Source organism: Pseudonocardia sp. HH130629-09 (genome assembly GCF_001294645.1).
Taxonomy (GTDB): Bacteria; Actinomycetota; Actinomycetes; order Mycobacteriales; family Pseudonocardiaceae; genus Pseudonocardia.
In genome coordinates, this window is the sequence record NZ_CP011868.1 from 4,586,204 (window position 1) to 4,598,889 (window position 12,686).

The 12,686-nt window shown below is 74.2% G+C and carries 9 protein-coding genes; all 9 read right to left on the bottom strand.

Translation table 11 applies throughout. From position 1 onward, the window contains the following. Window positions 1-1,083: 1,083 nt before the first annotated feature. Window positions 1,084-1,911 (bottom strand): ABC transporter permease, encoded by an 828-nt coding sequence (locus XF36_RS32620; protein ID WP_020623369.1) that lies wholly within the window; start codon window positions 1,909-1,911, stop codon window positions 1,084-1,086. Continuing rightward, a complete protein-coding gene (locus XF36_RS30715) occupies window positions 1,908-2,867 on the bottom strand; it encodes an ATP-binding cassette domain-containing protein (RefSeq protein ID WP_082375555.1) in 960 nt (319 codons plus the stop codon). Before XF36_RS30715 ends, XF36_RS32620 begins: the two co-directional genes overlap by 4 nt. 299 nt (window positions 2,868-3,166) lie before the next feature. Further along, window positions 3,167-4,969, bottom strand: coding sequence for an ABC-F family ATP-binding cassette domain-containing protein (locus XF36_RS21235; RefSeq protein ID WP_060713314.1), 1,803 nt, complete (start codon window positions 4,967-4,969; stop codon window positions 3,167-3,169). Between the two features lie 23 nt (window positions 4,970-4,992). Then, entirely contained in the window at window positions 4,993-5,982 is a 990-nt protein-coding gene (locus XF36_RS21240) for a 4-(cytidine 5'-diphospho)-2-C-methyl-D-erythritol kinase (protein ID WP_060713315.1), read from the bottom strand. 247 nt (window positions 5,983-6,229) lie between these two features. Continuing rightward, window positions 6,230-7,750 (bottom strand): DHA2 family efflux MFS transporter permease subunit, encoded by a 1,521-nt coding sequence (locus XF36_RS21245; RefSeq protein ID WP_064485473.1) that lies wholly within the window; start codon window positions 7,748-7,750, stop codon window positions 6,230-6,232. 34 nt (window positions 7,751-7,784) lie between these two features. Further along, on the bottom strand, window positions 7,785-8,666 hold the full coding sequence (rsmA, locus tag XF36_RS21250; RefSeq protein ID WP_060714882.1) for a 16S rRNA (adenine(1518)-N(6)/adenine(1519)-N(6))-dimethyltransferase RsmA: 882 nt from the start codon (window positions 8,664-8,666) through the stop codon (window positions 7,785-7,787). Window positions 8,667-8,787: 121 nt separating this feature from the next. Next, window positions 8,788-9,699, bottom strand: a complete 912-nt coding sequence (locus XF36_RS35000; protein ID WP_060713317.1) for a resuscitation-promoting factor — start codon at window positions 9,697-9,699, stop codon at window positions 8,788-8,790. A gap of 265 nt (window positions 9,700-9,964) precedes the next feature. Next, complete coding sequence (locus XF36_RS21260; protein WP_060713318.1) at window positions 9,965-10,828, bottom strand: TatD family hydrolase; 864 nt, start codon at window positions 10,826-10,828, stop codon at window positions 9,965-9,967. Next, window positions 10,825-12,615: a methionine--tRNA ligase gene (metG, locus tag XF36_RS21265; protein WP_060713319.1), complete on the bottom strand. Its 1,791-nt coding sequence runs from the start codon at window positions 12,613-12,615 to the stop codon at window positions 10,825-10,827. Before metG ends, XF36_RS21260 begins: the two co-directional genes overlap by 4 nt. Window positions 12,616-12,686: the final 71 nt, after the last annotated feature.

Here is a 12,686-nt window from a genome sequence, read left to right on the forward strand (position 1 = left end):
CCGGCGGCCGCGCCGGCCGCTGCGGTCGCGGTCACCCGCACGATCCGGGCGATGGTCCACATCGGGTTCGGCGACGATCCGGGTGCCGCGCAGGCGGAGCTGGACGCCGTCGTCGCGCTGTGGCCCGAGCTGCCCGAGCCGCGGAACCCGATCGTCGAGCTCGCCCCGCCCACCGGGCTGCTGTTCGGCGAGGGGGACCGCTCCGCGCTCGCGGCCATCGCCGACGGCGACGGCGACACCTGGCTGCGGGCGGCGGCGTCGCAGATCATCGCCGCGCACGCCGAGAACGCCGGCGACCTCGAGGTGCAGCGAGTCCGGCTGCGGGCCGCACGCGACCTGTTCGCCCGGGCCGGGGACCGCTTCGGGCTCGGGATGACGACGTTCGCACTCGGCGAGCTGGAGGACTACGCCGGGGACACCGATGCCGCCCGCCGGGCCTGGTCCGCGGCGGTGGCGCTGTCCGCGGAGCTCGGCAACGCCGACGACATCCCGCAGTTCAACCTGCAGCTGGCCCGGCTCGCCGCCCGCCGCGGCGACGAGATCGTGGCCCGCGAGCACCTGCGCCTGGCCTTCGCCCAGGACATCCCCGACGACCTCCGCGCGAGCGTCGCCCTGCGGTGGGGACGGGCCGAGGTCGAGCTGCGGCTCGGGAACCCGGACGAGGCCCTGGAGCTGCTCCGCGAGTGCGACGTGCCGGTCCTGCCCGGCCCCGGACGGTTCCAGCGGGAGGCCGCGACCCACACGCTCATCGCGTCGGCACTGATGGCCCTCGGCCGCCCGGACGAGGCCCGCGAGCGGCTGGATCAGGCCGGGAAGGCCGCCGTCGCCGCCGACGACGGGCCGGTCCTCGGTGTGGTCGCCGAGAGACCTCCGCCCGGTGGGCCCTGGACGCGGGGGACGCGGAGCGGGCCGGTGAGCTGCTCGGCGTCGCCCTGGCCCGCCGTGGGGCGCTGCACCTGGGGCTGCCCGAGGTCGTGGCGACGCTGGAGGGGGTCCGCGCGCGGCTGGGCCCGGCCGCGGCCGACGCTGCGGTCGACCGTGGCCGGGCCTGGAGCCGGGACGCACCCCCGGTGCCGTGAGCGCTCAGGTGCGGCGACGGTAGAGCGCCACGGCCAGCGGCGCGAAGACCACGACCAGGCCCGCGGAGGTCAGCAGCGACACCGTCGCCGCGCCTCCCGCCGGCGCGCCGTCGAGCAGGGCGCGCACGGCGTCCGCGGTCCGCGAGACCGGGTTGACCGCGACGAAGCCCTGCAGCCAGCCGGGCATCGTCTGCGTCGGGACGAACACCGAGCTGGCGAAGGTCAGCGGCAGCATGATCAGCGCGGACAGGCCCTGCACCGAGCGGGGCTGCTTCACGACCATCGCGAGTGCGGTGAACACCCAGCAGAGGCCGAACGCGAACGCGACGACCAGCCCGAACGCGGCGAGGATCCCGAGCGGACCCGCCGGGGTGCGGTAGCCGAGCGCGAACCCGAACGCCAGCATGATCACCCCGGAGGTCAGGTAGCGGACGAGGTCCGCGCCGATCGCGCCGACCAGCGGGGCGGCGCGGGAGATCGGCAGGCTGCGGAAGCGGTCGAAGATCCCGGTCTTGAGATCCTCGGCCAATCCCACGCCGGTGCCCGCGGAGGCGAAGACCACTGTCTGGAGCAGCACACCGGGCAGGGCGTAGTGCAGGTACTCCGTGCTGTTGCCGGCGATCGCGCCGCCGAAGACGTAGACGAACAGCAGCAGGAAGATCACCGGCTGCAGGGTGACGTCGATCAGTGCCTCCGGCGAGTGGATCGTCTTCACGATCCCGCGGCGGGCCAGCGACAGCCCGTGCCGCAGTGTCGAGGGCAGCAGCGGGGCCGAGGTGGACGCCCGGCCGGAGCTCGGGGTGGTGGGCGGGGTGTCGAGGGTGGCGGTCATCGGGGGCCTCCGGAGGTGGTCTCGGCCGCGTGGCCGGTGAGGGAGAGGAAGACGTCGTCGAGGCTGGGGAGCCGCAGGCCGATCTCGGCGACGGCGACGCCCTCGGCGACCAGCCGGTCCTCGGTGCGGCGCAGCGCGCCGTGGTCGGCGACGGCCGCGGTGACCTCCCCGGACGGCTCGACCGTCGGCTCGGCGCCGGTCTCCTGGGCGACGACGGCGGCGACCAGCGGCACCTCGCGCGGCAGCTCGGCGCGGACGTGCAGGCGCCGGCCGCCGGCCCGGGACTTCAGCTGGGCGGCCGTGCCGGAGGCGATGACCCGCCCCTGGTCCAGGACGACGAGGTCGTGCGCGAGCTGGTCGGCCTCCTCCAGGTACTGGGTGGTGAGCAGGACGGTGACACCGTCCTCGGCGAGTCGCCGCACGGCGTCCCACACCTCGTTGCGGTGCAGCGGGTCCAGCCCGGTGGTGGGCTCGTCGAGGAACAGCACCTCGGGGCGTCCGACGAGGCTCGCTGCCAGGTCGAGCCGGCGGCGCATGCCGCCGGAGTAGGTGCCGGCGCGGCGCCCGGCGGCGTCGGTGAGCCCGAAGCGGTCGATCAGCTCGGCGGCGCGGGCCCGGGCGGCTGCCCGCGGCAGATCGAGCAGCCTGCCGATCAGGTAGAGGTTGTCGCGGCCGGTCAGGGCCTCGTCGACGGCGGCGTACTGGCCGGTGAGGCCGATCAGGGAGCGGACCCCGGCGGCGTCGCCGACGACGTCGCGGCCGAGCACCGCGGCCCGGCCGGCCGACGGCGGGAGCAGCGTGGCCAGCATGCGGACGGTCGTCGTCTTGCCGGAGCCGTTGGGGCCGAGCAGGCCCAGGACCTGTCCGCGCCCGGCGGAGAAGGAGATCCCGTCGACCGCGCGGACCTCACCGAAGGTCCGGACCAGGCCGTCGACCTCGATTGCGGGAGTGTTCATGCCGCCGAGCGTGCGCCCGGGCGCTGACACGGCGCTGGTACGGCTGTGGCATCGCGGCTGCGCCATCGCGGCGACGGCCGCGGACCGTGGGCTGCGGGTGGTGTCGGCACGGGCCCGGTCCCGTCGCCACCCCCCGACCGTGGCGACGGAACCGGCCCGTCCATCCCCCCGCGCCTCCGGCGAGGCTCCCCAGCCCGCCGTGACGCGAGTACGACGGTATCGGCACGCCAGGGGCCGCGGATCGGTCGAACTACCGATCTCTTACCCGGGGTCTCTCCTACCTGGGTAGGAGAGACCCCTCACCCCTCGGCGCGCTCGGCGGCCTCGAGCCACTCCAGCTCGACGCTCTCGCGCTCGGCGACGACGGCCTTCAGCTCCCGGTCCAGCTCCATCAGCCGGCCGGGCTCGGTCGCGGCCTCGGCGAGCTTGGCGTGCAGCTTCTCCTCCTGCGCGGTGAGCTGCCCCATCCGCCGCTCCAGGCGCTGGGCGTCCTTGCGGGCGGCCCGCTGCTCCGCGGCGCTCGCCTTCGGCCCGGCCGCCTGCGCGACGGGCGCTCCCGCCGTGACCGGCGCGGTCGGTGCGGCCCCGGCCGGCCCACGGCTCATGGCGGCGCGGCGGGTCAGGTACTCGCCGATCCCGCCGGGCAGGTGGGTGGGCCGGCCGTCGCCGAACAGGGCGACGACCTGGTCGCAGACGCGCTCGGTGAGGTACCGGTCGTGGCTGACGACCACCAGGGTGCCCGGCCAGCCGTCGAGGAGGTCCTCCAGCCCGGCGAGGGTGTCGACGTCCAGGTCGTTGGTGGGCTCGTCGAGCAGCAGGACGTTGGGCTCGTCCATCAGCAGCCGGGTCAGCTGCAGCCGCCGGCGCTCGCCACCGGACAGGCGTCCGACCGGGGTCCACTGGCGGGCCGCGGGGAAGCCGAGCCGCTCCAGCACCTGCGACGCGGTCATCTCCTGCTTGCCGAACCGCACGTACTTCGCGACGGCCTCGGTGGCCTCCAGCACGCGCATCTCGGCGGGCAGGTCGACGAGCTCCTGGGACAGCTGCGCCATCTTCACGGTGCTGCCCTGGATGCGCCTGCCCGAGTCGAGCGCGCGTTCCCCGGACAGGGCGCGCAGCAGCGTCGTCTTGCCGGAGCCGTTGACCCCGACGATGCCGACCCGGTCGCCCGGGCCGAGCCGCCAGGTCACGCCGTCGAGCAGGGTGCGCCCGGCGACGGAGACGGTCGCGTCCTCCAGCTCCAGCACGGTGCGGCCAAGCCGGTTGGTCGCGAACGCCATCAGCTCGACGGTGTCGCGCGGCGCGGGCACGTCGGCGATCAGGGCCTCGGCGGCCTCGATCCGGTACCGGGGCTTCGACGTCCGGGCGGGCGGGCCGCGGCGCAGCCAGGCCAGCTCCTTGCGGGCCAGGTTGCGGCGGCGCTGCTCGGCGGCGTCGGCCTGCCTGCCGCGCTCGGCGCGGGCGTAGACCCAGTCGGCGTAGCCACCGGTGTAGGACTCGACCCGGCCGTTCGCGACCTCCCAGGTGCGGGTGCAGACGGTGTCGAGGAACCAGCGGTCGTGGGTGACGACGACGAGTGCGATCCGCCGCGACGTCAGGTGCGTCGCGAGCCAGCCGATGCCCTCGACGTCGAGGTGGTTGGTCGGCTCGTCGAGGACGACGAGGTCGAGCTCCCCGATCAGCGCCGCGGCGAGCGCGACCCGGCGCTTCTCGCCACCGGACAGGCCGTCGGTGGGCCGCTCGATGTCGGAGATGGCGAGCCCGTCGAGGGCGTCGCGGACCCGGGCGTCGGCGGCCCACTCGTGGTCGGCGCCGTACTCGGCGAGGACGATGTCACGCACCGTCGACCCGGCCGGGAAGCGGTCGTGCTGCACCAGGTGCGCCATCCGCAGGCCACCGAGGCGGCTGACCCGGCCGCCCTCGACCGGGCGGTCGCCGGTGATCACGTCGAGCAGGGTCGACTTCCCGCCGCCGTTGAGGCCGACGACGCCGATCCGGTCGCCGCGCTCGACGCCGAGCGAGACGCCGTCGAGCAGGACGCGGGAGGCGTCACCGGGCACGTGCGCGGTGACGTTCTCCAGGTTGAGCAGGTTCTCGGGCAACTACGTCTCCACCGTCGGGAAGGTCAGGCACGGACCGGGGGCCATGAGCCGGAGCTCGAGGGGCCGCCGCGGTCGGGGGGGTGGTCGCCGCCCGTCTCCGAGGCGTCGACGATGCGGGCGCCGCCGGCCGGGCCGTGGGCGACCCGCACCGTGCGGCACACCCCCATGCCGGCGAGCTCGGTCGCCACCTCGACGGCGGAGTCGGCGTCGGCGCACAGGAACGCGCACGTCGGCCCGGAGCCGGACACCAGACCGGCGAGCGCTCCGGCGTTGACCCCGGCACGCAGGGTGCGGCGCAGGTCCGGGGCGATCGAGACGGCGGCGACCTGCAGGTCGTTGCCCAGGTTCAGCGCGAGCCGACGCGGGTCGCCCGAGGACAGTGCCTCCAGGACCGGCTCGACCGGCCGCTCGGTGATCGGGCCGTCGCCGCGCAGCCGGTCCAGCTCGGAGAACACCGCCGGGGTGGACAGCCCACCGCGGGCCAGCGCGATCACCCAGTGCAGCCGGTGCCGGGCGAGCACCGGGATGATCTTCTCGCCACGGCCGGTGCCGAGCGCGGTGCCGCCGTGCAGACCGAACGTGACGTCCGATCCGAGCTCCGCAGCCAGCTCGGACAGATCGTCGCGGCCCAGCTCCAGCCGCCACAGCGACGACAGCGCGACGAGCGTGCCCGCCGCGTCGGCGGAGCCGCCCGCCATCCCGCCCGCGACCGGGATGCCCTTGCGCAGGGTCACCCGCACGTCCGGGGCGCGCCCGGCCCGCTCCGCGAGCAGCTCGACCGCCCGCCAGGCCAGGTTGGTGGCGTCCAGCGGCACCTCGGCCACGCCGTCGCCGTGCACCTCCAACGCGGGCTCCTGCGCCGGCTCGACCGAGATCTCGTCGAACAGGCTGACGGCGTGGAAGACCGTCACCAGGTCGTGGAAGCCGTCCGGCCGCACCCCGCCCACGGCGAGGTGCAGGTTGATCTTCGCGGGAACCCGGACGGTGACCGGTCGCGGCACGGCGGACAGCACTGCTCAACCCTACGGGCAGCACGGGACGGACCGCCGCCGCCCGGCGCTCGGGGTGGCCGGGCTCACCGGTTCCGGGCGACGCGCCCCCGACCAGGCGGCAGGGGCCGCCGGCCCGCCACGAGCACCCCCTTTCCGGCGAACTCGCTTACCCGGTAAGCGAATCCGTACGACCGGCCTTGGTAGGACCGGCGCCCGGCCCACGCCGACGCCCGTTCCCGGCGAGTGGCACGACGGTGCTGCCTGCCGCCTACCGGTTGAGGAAGCCCTCGGAGAGGGCACTCTCCGCGGCGGCGCGGCGCTCGGACAGGTGGCGCGGCGTCGCGAAGCAGGCGACGGCCACGACACCGATGACCAGCACGGCCGCGGGCAGCAGCATCGACTGGGCCATCGCCGTCGCGAAGGGGTCGCGCAGTGCCTCGGGCAGCGGGCCGCCGGCCGCGGCGACCTCCGGGGAACCGCCGGTCGTCGACGTGCCCGGGACGAGCGCGGCGATCCGTGACTCCATGAGCACCGCGATGCCCGCGCTGCCGAGCACCGCGCCGACCTGACGGGTCGTGTTGTAGACGCCCGACCCGGATCCGGCCTGGTCCATCGGCAGGTTGCGGGTGGCGCTGGTGGAGATCGGCGCCCAGACGCAGGAGTTGGAGATCCCGAGCAGGGTGAGCGGCAGCAGCAGCTGCCAGACCGGGGTGTCCGGGCCCATCACCCCCGCCAGCCAGACCAGCGCGATGACGAACGTCGACATCCCGAATCCGCCGATCAGCCGCGGGTGGACGCGGTCGGTCAACCGCCCGGTGTACGGGGCGAGTGCGCCGGAGAAGATCGCCAACGGTGCGAGCAGCAGTGCCGCCTCGGTGGGGGTGAAACCGCGCACGCTCTGCGCGTAGATCATCAGCGGGAAGCCCTGCGCGGTGATCGCGAAGCCGACGGTGCAGATCGCGATGTTGGCCAGCGAGAAGTTCCGGTCCCGGAACAGGCGCAGCGTGACCAACGGCTCGCTGGTGGTGACCCGCTGCCACCACACGAACGCGACCAGCACGACGACCCCGCTGCCGATCAGCGCCCAGATGCCGACGCTCCAGCCGAACTTCTGCCCCTCCTGGATGCCGAAGACCAGCAGGAACATGCCCACGGCGGACAACACGACGCCGACCACGTCGAACCGGCGGCGCGAGGTCTCGAGCGAGGGGACCAGCCGCCAGGCGGCGACGAAGGCGATCACCCCGACCGGCACGTTCACGAAGAAGATCCACTCCCAGCCGAGGCCGCCGACGAGGAGCCCGCCGACGATCGGCCCGGTGAGGGTCGCGACGCCGGCGACGGCGCCCCACAGGCTCATCGCGCGTCCGCGCTGGGCCGCCGGGAAGGTCCGGGTGATGACGGCCATGGTCTGCGGCGTCATCATCGCGGCGCCGAGACCCTGGGCGATCCGCGCGACGATCAGGGCGCCGACGGTCGACGTGAGCCCGCACCACAGCGAGGCCAGGGTGAACACCGCGAGCCCACAGAGATAGACGCGCTTGGGCCCGAACCGGTCCCCCAACCGGCCGGTGACCAGCAGCGGGACGACGTAGGCGAGCAGGTAGGCGCTGGTCACCCAGACCACGGAGTTGACGTCGGCGTCCAGCGACGTCAGCAACGCGGGCGTCGCGACGGTGACGATCGTGGCGTCGACCAGGATCATGAAGAACCCGATCACCAGGGCCCACAACGCGGGCCACGGGCTCGTCCCGTCGGCGCTGACCACCTGTTCCCTCGACCGTGTCACCGCGCCATCATGCGCTGCCCCGGGGCCGGTCGGTTCAGGCGGGAGGGTCCTCTGCCGGGCGGTTCCGGGCGATCCGGGCGATCCGGGCGAAGTCGGACACCGCGAGGGTCTCGGCGCGCGCGGTGGGGTCGACGCCGGCGGCGCGCAGGGCCTGCTCGGCCGCCGCGGCCGAACCCGCCCAGCCCGACAGGGCCCCGCGCAGCACCTTGCGACGCTGGGCGAACGCCGCGTCGACGACCGCGAAGGTCGCCGCCCGGTCGGCGTCGGCGGGCGGGTCGTGCCGGGTGAAGGCCAGCAGTCCGGAGTCGACGCCGGGGACCGGCCAGAACACCGCGCGCGGCACCGGCCCGGCGCGGCGGGCCGCCGCGTACCAGGCGAGCTTGGCGCTGGGGGCGCCGTACTCGCGCGAGCCGGGTCCCGCGGCGAGCCGGTCGGCGACCTCGGCCTGCACCATGACCAGCCCGGTCCGCAGCGACGGCAGCTCGGCGAGCAGGTGCAGGATCACCGGCACCGCGACGTTGTAGGGCAGGTTCGCGACGATCGCGGTGGGCGGCGAGGCCCCGGGCCCAGCGTCGGCCGCCAGCCGGTCCGCCCCGACCCGCATGGCGTCGGCCCCGGTCACGGTGAGGCGCCCGGCCAGCCCGGGGGCACGCTCGGCGACGGTCTCGGGCAGCAGCCCCGCCAGCACCGGGTCGATCTCGACGACGTGCACCCGGGCCGCGACCGGCAGCAGCGCCAGGGTGAGCGACCCGAGCCCGGGGCCGACCTCGAGGACGACGTCCTCACCGTCGACGCCGGCCGACTTCACGATCCGGCGGACCGTGTTGGCGTCGTGGACGAAGTTCTGCCCGAGTTTCTTGGTGGGACGCAGACCGAGCCGCTCGGCCAGCACCCGGACGTCGGCCGGGCCCAGCAGGCGTGCGGTGGTGGTGCTCCGGCCGCCGTCGGCGTCGATGCTCCGGCTCCGGCCGCCGTCGGTCCCGTGGTCGCTCACGGAACCATTCTCGCGGGGCACCCCGGGCGGGGCGCGTGCGGGATCAGCTCAGGCCGAGCTTGGACGAGCAGGACGGCCAGGCGCTGTACCCGCCGCGGTCGTCCTTGACCTTCTCGGCGACCGCGATCTGCTCCTCGCGGGAGGCCTTCTCCGCGGTCGGGGCGTACTGCCCGCCGCCGTAGGCCTGCCAGGTCTGCTTGTTGAACTGCAGCCCGCCCTGGTAGCCGTTGCCGGTGTTGATGCTCCAGTTCCCGCCGGACTCGCACTTGGCGAGCTTGTCCCAGGTCGCGCCGTTGGAGACGGCGGGCGCCGAGGACGTCGCCTTCGCGCCGGCCTTCTCGACGATCTCCTCGACCTTCTTCTTGGTGCCGACCTTCACCACGCGCGGCAGGGCCGGGGTGTCCTGACCGGCGCCGATGCGCTCGCGGGCGACCTCGCTGCCCTGGTCGTAGGTGACCCGCCAGATGATGCTGCGGGCGCCCTCGCGGCCCGGGTCGACGACGGTGCGGGTGCCCTCGTCGAGCGACGGGTCCTGCACCTCCTGCTCCGGCACCGGGAGCTTCCGGGACTCGACGATCTGGGCGTTCACGATGTCCGAGCCGGTGGTCGGGGAGGTGACCGGGGCGAACGACGCCGGGGAGGACGCCCGGTCGAGGTTCATCGACGCCGTGCCGAGATCGGTGGCGTTCGCGGCGAGCCCCGCATGGAGCTCCTGGGCGGGCTGCTCGGCGGGGGCGGAGAGCACCGCGGCGGCGAGCCCACCGGTCGGGACCGAGAACAGCGCGGCCGCGGCGGCGGTCCGGACCCCGGCCCGGGAGCGGGCGGCGGCCGTGCGGTGACGGCCCTCGTAGGTGACGAACCCGGCCTCGTCGCCGGCGAGACCGGCGGGGGCGACGGCGGGGAGCGGTCGCGTGAACTCGTCGTCGGCGAGCGGTGCGGCGTGACGCGAAGACATGACTTCCCGGGGTCTCGGCTGTCCGGGAAGGAGTCATGACCTGCGGGAACGACGACCGGCGCGGTGCCGGGGAGCGGAACCGTCGCTGGGGAGCGGACCAGTCGTCGTCCCGCGGGTCGGGGGAGCGACCCCGTCCCGGCGGGTACGACGACGGACGTTAGCGGACCGTGACCCAGAGCAGCGTGTCCGACGCGCGCGTGGCGACGAGCGGCCGGGGATCGACGGTGAGTGACGACGACCCCGCCGCTCATCACGGCGGACGGCGTCAATCGGTCGTGCGCAGCCGGAAGATCCGTTCGGCGTTGCGGCGGGCCGTCTCGGCAACCAGGGCCTCGGGCTCCCCGCGGGTCGCGGCGACCCCGCGCACGGTCCACGGCAGCACGTAGGGCTCGTTGGCCCGGCCGCGGTGCGGGTGCGGGGTGAGGAACGGCGCGTCGGTCTCCACGAGGTACTGACCGGCGGGGACGAGGGCCGCCGCGGCGCGCAGCTCGTCGTTGCGCTTGAAGGTGACCGGGCCGGCGAAGGACAGGACGTACCCGGCGTCAGCGCACTCCCGTGCCATCGCGGCGTCGCCGGAGAAGCAGTGGAAGACCACCGTCTCCGGGGCGCCCTCCTCGCGCAGGATCCACAGGACGTCCTCGTGGGCGTCCCGGTCGTGGATCATCAGCGGCTTGCCGGTGCGCTTGGCCAGCCCGATGTGCCAGCGAAACGCGTCCTGCTGCGCGGCGGGCGGGCTGTGGTCCCAGTAGTAGTCCAGGCCGGTCTCGCCGATCGACACGACACGCTCGTCGGCGGCCAGCCGCTCGATCTCGGCGAGATCTCCGGCGGTGACCCGTGCCGTCCGGGTGGGGTGCAGCGCGACGGCCGCCCACACCCGGTCGTCGGCGTGTGCGGCCCGGACCGCGGACCGGGCGCCGTCGAGGTCGTCGGCGACGGTGACCGCGCCGACGACGCCGACCGCCGCTGCCCGGTCCATCGCGGCGACGACGTCGGCGTCGGTCTCGCAGCCGCAGGCGTCGAGGTGGGTGTGGCTGTCGATCGTGGGTGCGGCGAGCGGTTCGGGCGGCTCGGGGCGGGGACGCCGGCCCGCCGGTGGCCGGTCGGCGTCCCCGCCCGTCGCGGAGCTCACTTCTGGACCGGGGCCCACTCCGGCCCGGTCTCCCCCAGCTCGGGCGCGAGCTTGGCGATGATCGGCGACGGCTTGGCCAGCGGGCGCCCCGCCTCGATGGGTGTGGAGCCCCAGTGGGCCTGCTCGGCGGCGTAGTCGCCGGTGAGGACCGGGTAGGCGGGACCGTCGCCGAGGTCGTCGACGGTCGTCTTCTCCGGCTGCGCGGCCCACACCCCGGTGCCGCCGAGCGCCTCGTGCACCTTCTGCGCGGCGTGCGGCAGGAACGGGGTGAGCAGGGTGTTCGCGTCCTGCACGACCTGCAGCGCGGTGTGCAGGATCGTGTCCCGGCGCTCCGGATCGTCCTTGCGCTTCCACGGCTCCTGGTCCGATAGGTACCGGTTCGCGGCGGTGACCACCCGCATCGCCTCGCCCGCGGCCTGCTTGAACCGGTTCCGGGCGAGCAGCCCGCCGACGGTGTCGAACCCCGCCTTCGAGTACGCGAGCAGGTCGGCGTCGGCCTGCTGCGGCGCTGTCGGCGTCGGGATCGCTCCCACGTTCTTGTGGGCCATCGAGATGGACCGGTTGACCAGGTTGCCCCACTCGTTGGCCAGTTCGAAGTTGACCCGGCGGACGAACTCGTCCCAGGTGAAGTCGACGTCCTGGTTCTCCGGCCCGGCGACGGCGATGTGGTACCGCAGCGCGTCCGGTCCGAACTCGCGCAGGAAGTCCCCGACGTAGATGACGGTGCCGCGGCTGGTCGAGAACTTCGACCCGCTCATCGTCAGGTACTCCGAGGACACGACCTCGCTGGGCAGGTCCAGCGTCCCGTACGGGCCGGGCTCGCCGCCGCGGTCACCCGCGCCGTTCTGCCCGAGCAGGATCGCCGGCCACATCACCGAGTGGAAGGTGATGTTGTCCTTGCCCATGAAGTAGAAGGCCTCGGCGGCCGGGTCGGTCCACCACTGCTTCCACGCGTCCGGGTCCGGGCCGCGGCGGGCCCACTCCACCGAGGCGGACAGGTAGCCGATGACGGCGTCGAACCAGACGTAGATCTTCTTGAGCGGGTTGTCCGACCAGACGTCGAGCGGCACGGGCACGCCCCACTCCAGGTCGCGGGTGATGGCGCGCGGCTTGAGGTTCTGCACGAGGTTGGCGGAGAACCGGAGCACGTTGGGGCGCCAGTCGGTGCGGGTCGACAGCCAGCTCCCGAGCGCCTCGGAGAAGGCGGGCAGGTCGAGGAAGAAGTGCTCGGTCTCGACGAACTTCGGCGTCTCCCCGTTGATCCGCGAGCGCGGGTTCTTGAGGTCGGCCGGGTCGAGCTGGTTGCCGCAGTTGTCGCACTGGTCGCCGCGGGCGCCGTCGTAGCCGCAGATGGGGCAGGTGCCCTCGATGTAGCGGTCGGGCAGGGTGCGGCCGGTGGACGGGCTGATCGCGCCCAGCTGGGTCTTCGGGACGACGTAGCCGTTCTTGTACAGCGCGGTGAACATGTCCTGCACGACGCGGTAGTGGTTGGACGTCGTGGTCCGGGTGAACAGGTCGTAGCTCAGCCCGAGACCCTGCAGGTCGTCGGTGATCACGTCGTTGTACTTGTCGGCGAGCTGACGCGGGGTCAGCCCTTCCGCGTCGGCCTGGACCTGGATCGGGGTGCCGTGCTCGTCGGTGCCGGACACCATCAGCACCCGGTCCCCCGCCATCCGCCGGTACCGGGCGAACACGTCGGAGGGCACACCGAAGCCGGACACGTGGCCGATGTGCCGGGGGCCGTTGGCGTAGGGCCACGCCACGGCGGTCAGCACAGCTTTGCTCATGCCCTCCAGCGTATTCATCGACGCCACCACGTTCTGCGGCGGCACATCACCAAAGATGGGGATAGACCCCG